The sequence below is a fragment of the Luteibacter sp. 3190 genome, assembly GCF_031456385.1.
GTDB lineage: Bacteria > Pseudomonadota > Gammaproteobacteria > Xanthomonadales > Rhodanobacteraceae > Luteibacter.
In genome coordinates, this window is the sequence record NZ_JAVDUO010000005.1 from 102,054 (window position 1) to 117,464 (window position 15,411).

Below are 15,411 nucleotides of genomic sequence, written 5' to 3' on the forward strand. Positions count from 1 at the left end.
CGGTCAGAAGCGTTCGAGCACGCCGGCGATGGTCGCCGTCATGAACGTCGCGATCGAGCCGCCCAGCACGGCGCGCAGGCCGAGGCGGGCGAGGTCGCCACGACGGTTCGGGGCGAGGCCGCCGATGCCGCCGATCTGGATGGCGATGGAGGAGAAGTTGGCGAAACCGCAGAGCGCGTACGTGGCGATCAGGCGGCTTTCCGGCAGCAGGTCGGGCAGGTGGCGCGCGAGGTCGGCGTAGGCGACGAACTCGTTGATCACCACCTTCTGGCCGATGAAGCTGCCGACTAGCGTGGCGTCCTGCCACGGTACGCCGATGAGCCACGCGACGGGGGCGAGCACCCAACCGAAGATCGTTTCGAGGCTGAGCGCGACCGGGTGGCCGGCGCTGGCGGTGAGCCACGCGTTGATGCTGTGCTCGCCACCGATCGTGCCGGCCCACTGCACCGGGCCGTTGATCAGGGCGATCAGCGCGATGAAGGCCAGCAGCATGGCGCCGACGTTCATGGCGAGCTTGAGGCCGTCGCCCGCACCGGTGGCCGCCGCGTCGATGACGTTCGCGGTGGTCTTCTCGACCTCGATCTTGACCGTGCCGCGCGTCAGCGGCTCCTGCGTCTCGGGGACGAGGATCTTGGCCAGCACCATCGTGGCAGGCGCGGCCATCACGCTCGCGGTGAGCAGGTGCTTCGCGTAGAACATGCGCTGCGCGGGATCGTCGCCGCCCAGCATCGCGACGTACGCCGCCATGACGGAACCGGCGATGTGCGCCATGCCGCCGATCATGACGGTCATGAGCTCGGCCTGCGTCATGCGCTCGATGTACGGCTTGATGGTCAGCGGCGCTTCGGTCTGGCCGATGAACACGCTGGCGCAGACGCTGGTGGTTTCCGCGCCGGAGACGCGCATCACCTTGGTGATGACCCAGGCCATGCCCTTGACGATCTGCTGCATCACGCCGAGGTGGTACAGCACGCCGGTGAGGGCGGCGAAGAAGACAATCGTCGGCAGCACCTTCACCGCGAAGATCACGCCGAACTTCTCGCTGTCGAGCAGGCTGCCGAAGATGAACCGCGAACCGACGTCCACGTAATCGAGCAGGCGCACGAAGCCGGTGGCGATCGCGTCGAACACGTCGCGACCCAGCGGCACCTTCAGCACGATGGCGGCGAAGGCGATCTGCAACAGCACGCCGGTGGCGACGAGCTTCCAGTCGACCACGCGCTTGTTGTTGGAGAAGCAGAACGCGATGCCGACAAGCACCGCCAGACCGAACAGGCCAAACAGAACATGGCCCAGCAAACCCAGCATCGTGACGTACCCCTTGGGAGGCCGGGGGTAGCCCCGTGACCGCTTTAAAAAACGCGAGGTTACGGGAGGTGGCCTTATGGGGCAAGTTCGGATGTGTACGAGGCGGCACGGCCCCTCTCCGTTGCCCCGGCGCACGCCGGGGCCCACGTCGTCGGTTCCCGGTTGTGCGAGGCGCTGATGTGTTGGCGTCCGGGGAGGTGCGTCGCGCGCAGGTCCACCGAGGACGTAGACCCCGGCGTTCGCCGGGGTGACGATCCGGAAAGGTGGTGGAGGCGTGCGCCGGGGTGACGTTTCCGGCGGGGTGACAGGCTTCGCGGTGCGGGTGCCGGTCCGTCAGTGCCCCTCACCGTCGCCCCGGCGTACGCCGGGGCCCACGTCGTCGGCTCCCGATCGTGCGAGGCGCTGATGTGTTGGCTTCCGGGGAGTCGCGTCGCGCTCAGGTCCACCGAGGACGTTTACCCCGGCGTGCGCCGGGGTGACGTTTCGGGACGGTAGGATAAGGACCCATGAACCTCTTCCTCACCATCGCCCTCGTGCAGATCGTGGCCCTGGTCACCCCGGGTCCCGATTTCTTCTTCGTATCCCAGCTGGCCGCCAGCCGGTCGCGGCGCGAGGCGCTCGCCGGCGTGATCGGGATCGCCCTTGGCGTCGCCGTATGGGCGGCGCTCGCGCTCCTGGGCCTGCAGATCCTGCTGCACCGGCTGGCCTGGCTGGAGCGGGGCATCGCCATCGCCGGCGGCGCGTACCTGTGCTGGATGGGCTTCCAGATGCTCCGGGCGTCGTGGAAGGCGAAGGCCGACGCGGCCGCGCCCGTGGTCGACGTTCGCGGGTCCAGTCCGGGACGCGCGCTCATGCGCGGGCTGGCCACCAACCTCGCCAATCCCAAGGCCGCGATCTACTTCGCGTCCATCTTCTCGGCGTTCGTGGGCGACGGCATGGGCGCCGCGGCGCGCTGGGGCCTTTGGGCGATGGTCACCGTGGAGACCTTCCTCTGGTTCGCGATCGTGGCGGGGATCTTCGCGCTGCCCGCCATGCGCCGGGGCTACGTGCGGGCCAGCCGCTGGATCGACGGCGGGGCCGGCGCGATCTTCGTGCTGTTCGGGCTGCACCTCGTCTTCGGGCGCCGCGCCGCCTAACTCTTGTCGAGGTTCCGGGTGACCTGCGCGAGACTGGCCGCCAGCACGGCCGGCTGATCGACGCCGTCGAGCGCCGCGCGCGCGAGATCGGCCACGAGGGCGCGGACGCGCTCGGCCATGCGCTTGCCGGCCGGCGTCAGGGCGATGTCCACCAGGCGCCGGTCGGACTCGTTGCGCTCGCGGCGCATCAGGCCGCGCTCGATGCCGGCATCCACCGCGTGCGTGACCGTGCTGGCGTTGACGCCGCATGCGACCGCCAGTTCGGTGGAGATCATGCTGCCGCGGAGGGCGAGCAGCAGGAGCATGTCGCTCTGCAGGGCGGTGAGCCCGAACTCGCGCTGGGCGCGCTTGCCCACGGTGTCGCGCAGCCGGGAGCCGGCCAGCATCAGGTCCCGGCCCAGACCGAGGGCCGTCGTCGTGTCTTCCGATGCCATCTCAGTCGGCCGCCCTGCGCCAGGCACCGGGCGGCATGCCGACGGTGCGCGTGAAAACCCGGGTGAAGTGGCTCTGTTCCGCGAAACCGCAGGCCAGGGCGATGTCCGCCAGCGAGAGCGTGGTGTCGCGCAGGAGCTGGCGGGCGCGTTCGATGCGGCGGTCGAGCAGCCAGCGGTGCGGCGGCTTGCCCAAGCTGCGGCGGAACGCGCGGGAAAAGTGATTGACGGAAAGGCCACAGGCGTCCGCGACGTCCGACACCGGGAACGACTGGTCGAGCCGCTCGTCCATGTAGGCGACCGCGCGGCGCTCCTGCCACGTGGCCAGGCCGCCGCGCGGGGCGCCGGTCTCCTCGGGCCCGGTCGGCAGGCTGAGGATCGCCCTCAGCGCGAGCGCCACGTGGGCGAGCAGCGGGGCGTTCGGGGCCTCGGCGCGCAGGCTGTCGAACAGCACCTGGGCGAGCGTGCGCACGGCCGGGGGATGGTCGCTGTCCATCGCGCCTTTCGGCTCGCCGCGGAAGAGGATGGCTCCGCCGCCCATGCCATCCGACGCGCAGGCGGTGCGATAGACCAGCAGCAGGTCGTCGGCCGCGTCGTCGAGCGCGATCTCGGTGAGCTGGGAGCGGCCGCGCAGGTCGTCGACCAGCCGCAGCCCGCCCTGGCGGTCGTCACGGTCGACCGCGGCGGAGCGCTGCGCGAGGTCGACGATCACCGTGGCGAGGGCGCGGCGATAGGTGCTTGGGCAGGTCGATTCGGCGCGGTACATGGGCCGATCCTTTTCGGGTATCGGAGGGCGGGACAAGGATTGCGCATGCAAGTATCGGCATCCACCCCCATAAGAGGTAGACCGTCCTCCGACAACACCGCGGTGCCTAAAACGCCCACCTCAGGATGGCCGCGACCACGGCGACGACCACCACGACCACGACGACGTGCCGCAGGTACGGGCCGCCTGAAACACCACCGTCATAACTGGCGTCGTCGTAATCGTGCGACGCGTCCCGGGGATGGCGGACGAACGGGAGGCGGAGGCGTTTGCGGGGTTTTCCGGGCATGGCATTGTGGCTACGTCAGGGTGGGAGCGCGTTCACGCGCGAATGGGTGCTTGCCGCGAGGACGTTCGCGCGTAAACGCGCTCCCACCCGGAGGCAGGCCGCCACCGTCGTCATGGGGACGCCACGCGCGAGGTATTCCTGAGCTCTTCGAGGATCTCGGGCCCGCGCACGTCGATGTGGTCGAGGTTGTTCACGTAGAAACGCACGAAGGGTTTTTCGGCATCCTTCGGCATCCAGGGCTTCGCCCAGACGAACACCACGCAATAGCCATCCGACTCGGCGATCAGCTTGTCGAGACGCGCACGCAGGAGGCGTCGCACCGGATACGCGTCGATCTCCTTCGCGGTGAGCGTGATGGTCGGACGCAGCTCCGCATCGTCGTGGCGGAAAGGACGCGAGAAACGCAGGTAATAGCCGCCTTCCTTCGTCGCCCGAAGCGAGGCGGTGCCCCACCACACGGCACGCGTGCCGAGCAGGTCGGCGACCTTCTGCCGGTAGACGTTGCGGAAAAGGGCTTCGTACGTCTGCGTCTCGCCGCCGATCTCGACGGTGGCCTCGTCCAGGTCCTTGTCGCGGCGATGTTCGAGGAACTTCTGCACGAGCGAGGAGAGGCGGTAATAGTGGCTGGCGCGCGGCCTCGATACCGTGCCGGCCGACGGAGCCGCGCGCCGCGCCGGTGAGGCGACCGCGTCGGCCGTCGGCGTCGCCGCCGGCGCGCGGAAGTGATCCGCGGGACGTTCGGCTTCGAACACGTCGGGTCGCTTTTCCGCTTTCGATTCGCCGCGACCGTGCGCGACTTCGCAGGTGTCGGCGTGATCTTCGAGCCGGTACGAACGAAAGTAGGGACGGATGCGCAGGTTCTGCTCGGGCTTGTCCAGGCAGGCGCAGATCAGCGGCGCGGAACATCCGTTGCCGACACACGTGAATCGCGCATCGCGGTCGAGCAGGTCGGCCCAGTGGAGCTCATAGGCGCGCTCGGCGGTGATGCGTTCGTCGTGCCCGGCGGTGAAAGCTTCTTCGATCGACACGTGGCCATCCGGCATCCCTGTTGGCGCCCACTGTAGCGCGATCAGAACGAGCCGAAACCCCGCGCCGGTTCCAGGCCCATGTCGAGCTTCACGCCGCGCAGGAACGCGAGCACTTCCTCGTAACGGCCCAGCGCCACCAGCGCCTCGGCGGTGCGCATGCCGAGCGTCGCGATCGGATCGTCGCGATACCAGGCGATGCGCGCGGCTTCGTCGGGCTCGACGCGCGCGGCTTCGCGCAACACGTGCCAGGCGTGCGACTTGCGCGGGGTCCCCTCGATCGGGGAACGAATATCGACAATCCGGGCGTATGACATGCAACTAACCTCGAGTGACGGCGGTGGATCGCCCACACGTGCTCTAGACGACAAACGTGCCTAACTTTCCTGTCCTTACCCTTTCCGATACGGAGTGACCGTCCCATGGCCAAAGTCCTCGTTCTGTATTACTCGTCGTACGGCCACATCGAGACCATGGCCCATGCCGTCGCCGATGGTGCGCGCGATGCCGGCGCCACCGTCGATGTGAAGCGTGTCCCGGAAACCGCGCCCGACGAGGTCGTTCGCAATGCCCATTTCAAGACCGACCAGTCCGCGCCCGTCGCCCGCGTCGAGGAACTCGAAAACTACGACGCGATCATCGTCGGAACCGGTACCCGCTTCGGTCGCATGACGTCGCAGATGGCGGCGTTCTTCGACCAGGCGGGCCCGTTGTGGCAGCGTGGCGCGCTCAACGGAAAACTCGGTGGCGCTTTCAGTTCGACGGCGACCCAGCACGGCGGCCAGGAAACCACCCTGTTCTCGATCATCACGAACCTGTTCCATCTGGGCATGATCCCGGTCGGTCTGCCGTACAGCTTCACGGGCCTCACGAAGATGGATGAGATCACGGGCGGAACGCCTTACGGCGCGACCACCCTTGCCGGCACCGACGGATCCCGGCAGCCCAGCGAGAACGAACTCGCCGGCGCCAGGTTCCAGGGCAAGCACATCGCCGAAGTGGCCGCGAAGCTCTTCGGCTGATCCGTCAGGCTTCCTGCCAGCGCGACCGCCGCCAGTGGCTGGGGCTCTGCCCCACCAGGCGGCGGAACAGGTTGCACAAGTGCGCCTGGTCGGAGAGGCCGCAGGCCAGGGCGATCTGGCTGAGCGGTTCGCGGGTCTGCAGCATCAGGGTCTGCGCGCGCTCCACGCGGCGACGCATGATGTACGCATGCGGGGGATCGCCGAAGGAGTCCTTGAAGGCGCGGCAGAAGTAGCTGCTGGACAGGCCGGCGATGGACGCCAGCTGGTCGATGGTGATCGAGAAGCCGAGGTTCTCGTCCACGTGCGCCGCCACGCGGCGCGCCTGCCAGGGCGCCAGGCCCGCGCCGACCCGGCGGCGGGGTGCGGCGGGCGGGAGGGCGGGGGAGGCGGCCGGCTCACGTTCCAGCAGCGCGGCCGCACGGGCGACGCAGGCACGGGTCGTGGCGAGGTCGGATTCGGCCGCGGTCAGGGCCTGCTCGAGCAGGCGCGTGACGCTGGATTCATCGTCGACGGTGGGAAGGGGGAAGGAGGCCATGCCGTGCATGGCATCGGAGGCGCGGGCGCTCCCCGTTCCGGCATAAGCATTCGTTTCGTATCGCATCGCGTCTGCTCCACGGAGGGTGGCTCATGGGCGGGTTTGCCCATGTCGGCAGACTATTCGCGAAGCGGGGGTGGGCTGAATTCTACATAGGATGAGGGCAGGCCATACCAAAGGATTAATGGAGGGTTTGTATATTTCTTGTAGCGACCAGCCGTAACGGTCAAAAACCATCACCGGCGTGCAAGACTCTCGCTACGCGAAACCGGAACACTTCGTGCCGATTCCGTACAAGACACCCATCGACCGGACCCACATGACGATGTCGCGATTCCGGCACATGCAGAGCCAGGCGTACGTCCCCGCCACCCGCCCGCGGCGGCTGGCGTCCGGCCTGCTGATGGGCGCCAGCGGCCTGCTCGCGCTGGCCGTCTTCCTCGTGGACACCTTCACGCCCCTGCAGAGCGCCGTGGCGGTCGTCTACGTGGTCGTCGTGCTGCTCGTCGCGGCCAGCGGCAGCCGCCGCGCCATCCTGGGCGCGACCATCGGTTGCCTCCTGCTCACCACGATCGCGTACGTGCGCGTCCACGGCATGCCGGCCCTCGACGCCCCGATGCTGCGCTGCGCCGTGAGCCTCGGGGCGATCGGCAGCACGGGCTGGCTCTCCCTGCGCAACCGCGAGCGTCTGATCACCATCGCCGGCCAGGCCCGCCTGATCGAGCTCACCCACGATTCGATCTTCGTGCGCGACATGGACGACGTGATCGTGCTCTGGAACGGCGGTGCCGAACAGCTCTACGGCTGGACCGCGCAGGAGGCCCTGGGCAGGCGCGCGAGCGACCTGCTCGGCACGGCGTTCCCCGGCGACCGGGTGGAGGCCGACGCCGCCCTGTTCGGGGCCGGACGCTGGGAGGGCGAGGTGTTCCAGCGCCATCGCGACGGCCGCATCGTGATCGTGGAAGCGCGCTGCGCCCTGCTGCGCGACGAACTCGGCAAGCCGCGCATGATCCTCGAGGCGGGTACCGACGTCACGGAACGGCGCGCGGCCGCGGCGGCCCTTGCCGAGAGCGAGCGCCGTTACCGCAGCATGTTCGAGACCGCCCGGTTCTCCTTCTGGGAGGAAGACTACTCGCGCGTGATGGATCGCGTGGACGAACTGCGCGCGCAGGGCGTCACCGACATGGCCCGCTACATCGAGGCGCATCCCGAGTTCGTGGCGGAGGCCTGCGCCCTGACCTACGTGACCGACGTCAACGCGGCCACCGTGCGCATGCTCGGCGCCCGCCGGCGCGAGGACCTGATCGGTCCGCTCGATCGCATCCTGCCGGCGTCCGAGCGCACGTTCGCGGGCGTGCTGCTGAAGATCCTCGAAGGCGGCGGTGTCGCCGAGGGCGAAACCCATCTGATCAATCTGCGTGGCGAGCGTCTCACCGTGCTCTTCGCGCTGAACATGCCGCTGGGCCCGACCCGCTACGACCGCGTGCTGGTCAGCGTCGTCGACATCACCGACCGCAAGCGCACCGAGCGCGCGCTGATCGCCATGCAGGCCGAGCTGGCGCAGGCGGCGCGCGTCACGGCGCTGGGCGAGATGAGCGCCTCGATCGCCCACGAGGTGAACCAGCCGCTGGCGGCCATCGTCACGCATGGCGAAGCCAGCCTGCGCTGGCTGCGTCGCCCGCAACCGGACATCGGCGAGGCCTGCGAGGCCATCGACCGCGTGGTGCGCGACGCGCGGCGCGCGAGCGAAGTGGTGCACCGCGTGCGTAGTCTCGCGAGCAAGGAGCCGCGCCAGCACGTCCGCTTCGATCTCGCCGCGCTGGTGGAAGAATGCGCGCAGCTGCTCGATGGCGACATCGCGCTGCATCGCATCGCCCTGCGCGTCGACATCGCCCGCGACGCGCCGCTCCCCCATGGCGACCGTGTGCAGCTTCAACAGGTGGTGGTCAACCTGATGGCCAACGCCATCCGGGCGATGTCCGAGGTCACCGGCAAGCGCCTGCTGAACGTGCGCGCACGCGCCGACGCCGTCGACGGCCTGCTCGTGGAAGTGGAAGACAGCGGCACCGGCATCCCCGAGCATATCGCCCCGCACCTGTTCGATGCGTTCGTCACCACGCGCGGCGACGGCATGGGCATGGGGCTCGCGATCTGTCGTTCCACGGTAGAATCCCACGGCGGTCGCCTGTGGGCGACCAATCGTCCCGGTGGCGGGGCGACCTTTCATTTCACGTTACCGCTGACGGAGGCGGAGGAGGCCCGCGCATGACTGGCGTACCCGTCGCCAACGCCGCTCGCACACCCATCGTCTGCATCGTCGACGACGATGCCTCCGTGCGCGAAGCGCTCGCCTCCCTGTTCCGTTCCGTGGGTCTCACCGTCGCGGCGTTCGGAAGCACGGCCGATTTTCTCGCGCGCGAGAACGCCGACGCGCCCGGTTGCCTCGTGCTCGACGTGCGCCTGCCCGGCGTGAGCGGTCTCGATTTCCAGGCGCAGCTCGCCGCCATGGAAAACCGTCTGCCGGTGATCTTCATGACGGGCCACGGCGACATCCCGATGTCGGTGCGCGCGATGAAGGCCGGCGCGCTCGATTTCCTGGCGAAGCCGTTTCGCGACCAGGACATGCTCGACGCCGTCACCAGCGCGATCGAGCGCGATGCGGCGGATCGTCGCGGGGCTGACGCGCTCGCAACGCTGCGCAGCGCCTATGCCTCGCTCACCCCGCGCGAGCGGGAGGTCATGACCCACGTCACGGCCGGTCTCATGAACAAGCAAGTGGGCGGCCTGCTGGGGCTTTCCGAGATCACGGTGAAGATCCACCGTGGCAACGTCATGCGCAAAATGGGCGCGAAATCCCTCGCGGAACTGGTGAAACAGGCGGAAGCGCTCGCCGCGAACCCTTGATACCAGCGGCCCCGCGCGCACCGCAAACCTCCGTATGATTCCCATCCCCCATCCGGGGGCGCACTGTATCGACGGCAGGTCGGGCACATACCCGGCGAGGAATTCAGGTTGGCCGCTAACAGGATCGTGGCGATCGTGGACGACGACGAGGCCGTGCGGACGGCCACCGTCAGTCTGGTGCGTTCGCTGGGACACAAGGTACGGAGTTTTGCTTCGGCCGAGGAGTTCCTCAGCCATGGCGACGACGAAGGTGTCGATTGCCTGGTGACCGACGTCCACATGCCCGGCATGGACGGCTTCGTCCTGTACAACCGCCTGGTGGAGCGCGGTCGCACCTATCCGGTGGTGTTCGTCACGGGATTCCTCGACGAAAGCACGCGCGCGAACATCCTCGCCGCGGGCGCCTTTTGCTACCTCGGCAAACCCTTCAGTGGCGACCAGCTGGTCGATTGCCTGCAAAGGGCGCTCGGGGAGGCGCCGCACTAGCGCGAGCGGCGGCCTTTTGTCACCGGGGTTTGCTACGCTCCGGCCCCATGACCCTGACCCTCTTCCTGATCCTCATCGTCATCGGCCTCGTCCTCTTCGCGCGGCGCCGCATCCGGGGAGGCATGGTCCTCTCGCTGCTCGCGCTGGCGTGGCTGTTCTTCGCCGGCTGCGGGCCGCTCACGGGAATGCTCCTCGGTCATCTTCAATCCGGTTTCGCACCCGACGTCGCGCAGTGGGGGCGGAAGAGCGCGATCATCCTGCTCGGCGCGGGGACGGTGCGCAGCGGGGCCGGCGCGGTGGAGCCCAGCCTCTACGCCAACGGACGCATCCTGCGCGCGGCGGAACTCTACCGGGCCTGCAAGGCGACCGGGGCGGAGTGCAAGGTGGAGGTGAGCGGTGGCGATGCGATGAAGCTCAAGCAGGCGGAAGCCGACGTCTACGCCATCACGCTCGACCTCCTGGGGCTGCCGCGCGAGGATCTGATCCTCGAGGCCAACAGCATGAACACGTTCCAGAACGCGCAGAACAGCAAGCCGCTGTTGATGGCGTATGGCGCGGACAAGGTGGTGATCGTTTCGTCGGGCGTGCACCTGAAGCGCGCGCTGCTTTACTTCGCGCACTTCGGCATCCGTGGCGAGCCGGTGCGGGCCGATTATGTCAACGCGCGTTACGACTGGCTGCCGAGCTCGGAAAACCTCTCGTTCGCGGATTTCGCGATCCACGAATACGTCGGCGTGTGGCGCTACCACTTCTACAACGCCATGGGCTGGAACGCGCCGAAGATTCCTGAAGATAACGCAACCACGCAGACACCTCGCTAACAATTGGCGTTTTATGCTGTTCAACCGTCCAGCACGGACCTTTCAATCAAGGAGTCGCCCGTGAAGTCACGCACCATCCTCGCCGCCCTGCTGGCCGCCGCTTCCGTCATGCCGGTCGCCGCGTTCGCGCAGCAGGCCGCGCCCGCTCCGGCCGCGAATCCCGCCAGCCAGATCCCGGCGTCGGACAAACAGGCGATCCAGAACTACAACCTGACCGAAGACGTGTTCAACCGCATCGTGAAGGTGTCGCAGGAAGCCAAGGCCCAGGGCATTCGCCCGAAGGACGCCAAGACCGACTTCTCGAAGATCCACTCGCTCGACGATCTCGCCAAGCAGGTGACCGATTCGGATCCGCGCATCGAGCCGCTGATCAAGAAGAACGGCTTCACGCCACGTGAGTTCCTGCTCGCGAACCTCGCCGTCACCAACGCGGCGATCGCGTCGGAAGCGAAGAACAATCCGCAGATGGCCGCCTATGTCGACCAGTCGAAAGTCAACAAGCAGAACGTCGCGTTCTACGAAGCGCACAAGGCGCAGATCAACGCGCTGATGAACGAAGACGCCCAGGGCGGCGCGCAGTAAGCACCCCCACCGGTCCGCTCCTGAGTTGGAGCGGACCTGGCCGCGACAGCTTCTCGCGAAAGCGCAACAGGCCCTACCCCGCGAAAGGTTGGTAGAGCGGACCCGGCCCGCTCCTGAATCGTGGGAGCGGACCTGGCCGCGACAGCTTCTCGCGAAAGCGCAACAGGCCCTGTAGCTTCCGGCCCCAAAACATGTCGCGGCCAGGGCCGCTCCTACAGGGTCGGCGAGGTGTGTAAAGTTGCCTCCATGCCACCTTCCCGCACCACCCCCTGGCTCCCCGCGCTCGCCGTCCTTGGTTCCGTCACCTCGCTGTGCATCGGCACTTCGTTCGCGAAGAAGCTCTTCCCGCTGATCGGTGCGGAAGGCACGTCGGCCCTGCGCGTCGGGTTTTCCGCGCTCGTTCTTCTGGCTTTTTGGCGGCCATGGCGCTGGCCATTGACGCGCCGCGATGCCGCGTCCGTGATTCGCTACGGCCTCACGCTCGGCGCGATGAACCTGATGTTCTATCTCGCGTTGCGGACGATTCCGTTCGGCATCGCCGTGGCGATCGAATTCAGCGGCCCGCTCGCCGTGGCCATGTGGTCGTCACGCCGTCCCGTCGATTTCGTCTGGCTCGCGTCCGCCATCGTCGGCCTCGCGATGCTTCTCCCGCTGGGCCACGGCAGCACGCTGGATCCGACCGGTGTCGCGTTCGCCCTCGGCGCCGCGTTCTGCTGGGCGCTCTACATCATCTTCGGCAAGCAGGCCGGACATTTGCACGCCGGCCACTCCGTATCGCTCGGCCTTGTCGCCGCGAGCCTGATCGTCGTGCCCTATGGCGTCGCCCACGCTGGCGCGCGCCTGCTCGATCCCGCCATCCTCGCTGCCGGCCTCGGCGTCGCCATCGTGTCCAGCGCGATCCCCATGTCGCTGGAAATGATGGCCCTCAAGCGCTTGCCGAGCGAAACCTTCGGGATCATGGTCAGCCTGGAACCGGCCGTGGCCTCGTTCCTCGCCATGCTGCTCCTGGGCGAGCGCCTCACCGCTTACCAGTGGCTGGCCATCGGTTTCATCGTTCTGGCATCGATCGGCAGCACGGTGACGGCGCGGAGGTCGTCCGCGCCGTCGGTGGAACTCGCCGGTTGAAACGCGGCTCGCATGTAGCGAGCCGGTACGGTTACCAGGTGCGACGGATACCGAAGGTGCCGGCGACACGGCGGTAGTTCCGCGCGCCGAAACGTGTTTCGACATCGCCCCAGAAGCGCCAGCCGCTGTGGCGGAGGAACGTGACGCCGAGCTTCAGCGCGTACGCGTTGCGCGGGACGCCGCCGGTGAACGCTTCGCCACCAAGCTGCGTCGCATCGAGGCGGCCCAGTCGACGCAGCCAGTTCGCTGTGAGGTACGGCGAGGCCACATGTCCGCCGGGCGTTTGCCAGCGAGCGGCGCTGCGCAATCCGATGCGGCCGGTGACGCCGCTGGCGTGTCTCGGACTCACGCGCGCCCCATTGGCTTCGGTATGGACTCCGCCGTTGAGGCGTGTCGCGACGATCTGCGCCTGCGGCTCGATGTACGCGTCGGTGTCCTTCGTCAGCGTCGCGCGCCACCGGTGACCGCCTTCGATGCTGCCACTCACGGTGTTGCTGTCGTAGTTCTCAACCGGAAGCCCGCTGCCTTCGACCCGTTCGTTGAAGCGCGCGAACCGGGTCCAGCCGCGAATGTAGCTGCCGGCCTCGGTACGCAGGCCACCGTAGAAGCCGCCGGCGGCGCCGCGCACACGGCCCTTGGCGGTGTAGCCGGTCACGAGCGAGGTGCCGCTGGTGTTCGCCTGACCGACAGCTCCCATGACGCCGACGTACGCCTGAGTGGACTCGCCGCCGCGCCATACGTCGGCGCCGAGCGTCAGTTCGTTCGACGCCGTGGTCGTGGTGATCTGATCGCGGAAATCGAAGGTGGTGTGGTTGCGCTCGAAGCGCGCCCACGCCGCGCCACGTGACACATCGGGCTCATCGTCTTCGCCCGCGCCGGGGCCTGCCTGGAACATTTCGAGCACCGCGGTTTGGTTCGCTCGATAGGTGCCCGTCTCGGGGCGGAGGAGGGGGCCACTGGGCGGCACGACCGGCGGCGCGATCGGGTCGTCGTCATCGCCTTCTTCAGGGTCGACGACCTGCTCCGGGACGGCGGAACGCAGGTACCAGTTACCGTCATCCGGCTGGCTCACCGAGCCCTTGTGCAGGAAGTATTCGTTCGAGCCGCCCACGACGCGCCCGGCGAGGGTGAAGGTGCCATCGGATGCGCCATCGACGCGCACGACGGGGATCCCTTCGGCGTTGTAAGCGCCGTTACCGCCGAGGGGCGCGATCGCGAGGCGCGTCGTTCCCGATGTGTTGCCCTGGACGTGGACGAGATCCGATGAGGAAGTGTCGTCGCCGAGCCACGTGCGCAGATGGATCAGGCCGTTGCGTCCTTCGTAGTTGCCTGTGATGGTCAGCGTGGAAACGCTGGCCGCGCCGGGCGACGCGAACGCCACCACGCCGTTGTCGTTGCGGAGCGCGCCGATCACGCTGTCCCCGGTGACGCGCCAGGTGCCGCCGTTTTCGACATCGACGTTACGGACGATGGCGGTCGCGCCGGACCAGACCGCGCCGTGGCGAATGGTGACGGACGCCTTCGTCTCATCGGAGGGCGGCCTCGGGTCGTCGGAGAAGCGGATGTCGCCGAAGGCCTGTGCGGTATCGTCGAGCACGATGGTGAACGGCTTGGTCGACGTGGGATCGATGTCGGCGAAGGCACCGTTGCCGCCCTTCAATACGGCATCGCCGCCGATGCGGACGAGGCTCGGGTCGAGCAGGCCGAGCGCCGCGAACTGTCCGCTCGCGATGCTGCCGCCCTTGACCGTGAGCTTGCCGCCGGTGAGGACGAGTGCACCGTAGGCGTCTTTGCCGGTCGCATGCACGCGGGTGTCGGAGACGCTGACCTCGCCGGCCGCGCTGTACAGTCCATGCCCGTTGGCGCCCGTCGTCTCGATGGACGAGCCCGCGAGAACGATGCGGCCACCCGTTTCCGCCCGGGCACCGTGGGCAAACGAGCCCGCGGTGGTGATGTCGACGGCGGTCGCCTGGAACATCGGAGACATGCCGGGCGCCGCGGCGCCCTTGGCAAGCATGCCGTACGACGAGGCTCCGGTGGTCTTGATCGTGACCCGGTCGACTTCGGCGAAGGCGCCCCGGTTGTCGATCCCGGGCGCCGATTTGCCGGAGGTCTCGATGGTGGTCTGGGCGAGGCGGACCGGCCCGGAGCCATCGTAGATGCCGACCGCGGAGGCCCGCTCGCCGAGGGTGGAGAGGTGGCTGCCCTCGACGGTGACGAGGCCCGCGCCGGAATTGACGTTGATGGCGTGGGCGTCCGCTCCTTCGGTGCCGATGGTCGTATCGATGGAGACGGCCTGGGCGCCACTTTCGACGTAGATACCGTGGCTCTCGTCGCCCTTGGTCATGATGGTGGCGGCATTGGCGCGCAGACCCGTGCCGTCGCCGCTGCCGACCATGCCCGATGCGTTACCTCCGGACGTGGCGATCGCCGTGCCGTCGATCGTCGCGGTGGCTCCGTCCGTGGCGTCGATGCCGTGTGCGGCATAGCCGGCGGTGACGATGCTTCCTTTCGCGAATCCCGCGATGGCGTCGGAGAGCCGGGCGCCCGTGGCGCCGCCTTCCCGGGTCACGATGTCGACATGATCGAAGAGCGAGGGCCGGTTGCTCCCGGTGTTGGCGAGCTTCACCGCGTAGGCGCCGACGCCCTCGGTGGTCAGCGTGGCGTTCGAGAGCGAGAGGTAGCTACCGGCACCCGTGATGTTGATGGCATAGGCGTCCTTGCCGGACGTGGTGAAGCGGACATCGTCCGCCGAGGCCGTGCCGCCGCCCCGGATGATGAGGACGGACTCGGAATCGCCGGACGTCGTGTAGTCGCCGGGATCGATGAGGAGATCGTCGCCGGCGTCGACGATGAAGGGCGGCAGCGCCGCGGTGTCGTCGCCGGCGACGCCGGCGGGTGCAAAAAAAGCCGCCATGCAGGCGGCGAGGAAACGGCGGGGAAGGGGGGTGGGGGTATTCAAAAGACAGTCGCTCCATGGC

Annotated in this window: 16 protein-coding genes; 8 read left to right on the plus strand and 8 right to left on the minus strand. The window is 68.1% G+C overall.

What is annotated here, in order from left to right; all coding sequences use genetic code 11:
• Nucleotides 1-3 precede the first annotated feature (3 nt).
• On the minus strand, nucleotides 4-1,308 hold the full coding sequence (locus J2X58_RS17730) for a nucleoside transporter C-terminal domain-containing protein (RefSeq protein WP_090055292.1): 1,305 nt from the start codon (nucleotides 1,306-1,308) through the stop codon (nucleotides 4-6).
• 506 nt (nucleotides 1,309-1,814) lie between these two features.
• Here J2X58_RS17730 and rhtC point away from each other — a divergent pair.
• Complete coding sequence (gene rhtC / locus J2X58_RS17735) at nucleotides 1,815-2,444, plus strand: threonine export protein RhtC (RefSeq protein WP_090055291.1); 630 nt, start codon at nucleotides 1,815-1,817, stop codon at nucleotides 2,442-2,444.
• Here rhtC and J2X58_RS17740 read toward each other — a convergent pair.
• The 5 genes from J2X58_RS17740 to J2X58_RS17760 form a co-directional block, all read right to left on the minus strand.
• The gene (locus J2X58_RS17740; protein ID WP_310049992.1) at nucleotides 2,441-2,878 is read right to left on the minus strand and encodes a MarR family transcriptional regulator; all 438 of its coding nucleotides are present in this window, start codon (nucleotides 2,876-2,878) and stop codon (nucleotides 2,441-2,443) included. The genes rhtC and J2X58_RS17740 overlap by 4 nt on opposite strands.
• 1 nt (nucleotide 2,879) lies before the next feature.
• On the minus strand, nucleotides 2,880-3,641 hold the full coding sequence (locus J2X58_RS17745; RefSeq protein ID WP_310049994.1) for an AraC family transcriptional regulator: 762 nt from the start codon (nucleotides 3,639-3,641) through the stop codon (nucleotides 2,880-2,882).
• Nucleotides 3,642-3,747: 106 nt separating this feature from the next.
• Nucleotides 3,748-3,930, minus strand: coding sequence for a hypothetical protein (locus J2X58_RS17750; RefSeq protein ID WP_310049997.1), 183 nt, complete (start codon nucleotides 3,928-3,930; stop codon nucleotides 3,748-3,750).
• Between the two features lie 110 nt (nucleotides 3,931-4,040).
• On the minus strand, nucleotides 4,041-4,958 hold the full coding sequence (locus tag J2X58_RS17755) for a hypothetical protein (protein ID WP_310049998.1): 918 nt from the start codon (nucleotides 4,956-4,958) through the stop codon (nucleotides 4,041-4,043).
• A 41-nt stretch (nucleotides 4,959-4,999) separates the two neighbouring features.
• Nucleotides 5,000-5,272 carry a hypothetical protein gene (locus tag J2X58_RS17760; protein WP_090055283.1) on the minus strand — a complete coding sequence of 91 codons (273 nt, stop codon included), beginning with the start codon at nucleotides 5,270-5,272 and terminating at the stop codon, nucleotides 5,000-5,002.
• A gap of 105 nt (nucleotides 5,273-5,377) precedes the next feature.
• Here J2X58_RS17760 and wrbA point away from each other — a divergent pair, with 105 nt between their 5' ends.
• Nucleotides 5,378-5,977, plus strand: coding sequence for an NAD(P)H:quinone oxidoreductase (gene wrbA / locus J2X58_RS17765; protein WP_090055281.1), 600 nt, complete (start codon nucleotides 5,378-5,380; stop codon nucleotides 5,975-5,977).
• Nucleotides 5,978-5,981: 4 nt separating this feature from the next.
• Here the strand turns inward: wrbA and J2X58_RS17770 are convergent, their stop codons facing one another.
• Entirely contained in the window at nucleotides 5,982-6,578 is a 597-nt protein-coding gene (locus J2X58_RS17770) for an AraC family transcriptional regulator (RefSeq protein ID WP_090055280.1), read from the minus strand.
• A gap of 214 nt (nucleotides 6,579-6,792) precedes the next feature.
• On the opposite strand from J2X58_RS17770, the gene J2X58_RS17775 reads away from it, so the two are divergent.
• From J2X58_RS17775 to J2X58_RS17800, 6 genes are all read left to right on the plus strand, one after another.
• A complete protein-coding gene (locus J2X58_RS17775) occupies nucleotides 6,793-8,781 on the plus strand; it encodes an ATP-binding protein (protein WP_310050002.1) in 1,989 nt (662 codons plus the stop codon).
• The gene (locus J2X58_RS17780) at nucleotides 8,778-9,416 is read left to right on the plus strand and encodes a response regulator transcription factor (protein WP_090055276.1); all 639 of its coding nucleotides are present in this window, start codon (nucleotides 8,778-8,780) and stop codon (nucleotides 9,414-9,416) included. Before J2X58_RS17775 ends, J2X58_RS17780 begins: the two co-directional genes overlap by 4 nt.
• Before the next feature lie 108 nt (nucleotides 9,417-9,524).
• A complete protein-coding gene (locus J2X58_RS17785; RefSeq protein WP_090055275.1) occupies nucleotides 9,525-9,902 on the plus strand; it encodes a response regulator in 378 nt (125 codons plus the stop codon).
• Nucleotides 9,903-9,949: 47 nt separating this feature from the next.
• Nucleotides 9,950-10,723 (plus strand): YdcF family protein, encoded by a 774-nt coding sequence (locus J2X58_RS17790; protein ID WP_310050004.1) that lies wholly within the window; start codon nucleotides 9,950-9,952, stop codon nucleotides 10,721-10,723.
• A 60-nt stretch (nucleotides 10,724-10,783) separates the two neighbouring features.
• Nucleotides 10,784-11,305 (plus strand): hypothetical protein, encoded by a 522-nt coding sequence (locus J2X58_RS17795; protein ID WP_310050007.1) that lies wholly within the window; start codon nucleotides 10,784-10,786, stop codon nucleotides 11,303-11,305.
• Nucleotides 11,306-11,551: 246 nt separating this feature from the next.
• Nucleotides 11,552-12,430 (plus strand): EamA family transporter, encoded by an 879-nt coding sequence (locus tag J2X58_RS17800; RefSeq protein ID WP_310050009.1) that lies wholly within the window; start codon nucleotides 11,552-11,554, stop codon nucleotides 12,428-12,430.
• A gap of 31 nt (nucleotides 12,431-12,461) precedes the next feature.
• Here the strand turns inward: J2X58_RS17800 and J2X58_RS17805 are convergent, their stop codons facing one another.
• The gene (locus J2X58_RS17805) at nucleotides 12,462-15,392 is read right to left on the minus strand and encodes an autotransporter outer membrane beta-barrel domain-containing protein (protein WP_310050011.1); all 2,931 of its coding nucleotides are present in this window, start codon (nucleotides 15,390-15,392) and stop codon (nucleotides 12,462-12,464) included.
• Nucleotides 15,393-15,411 lie beyond the last annotated feature (19 nt).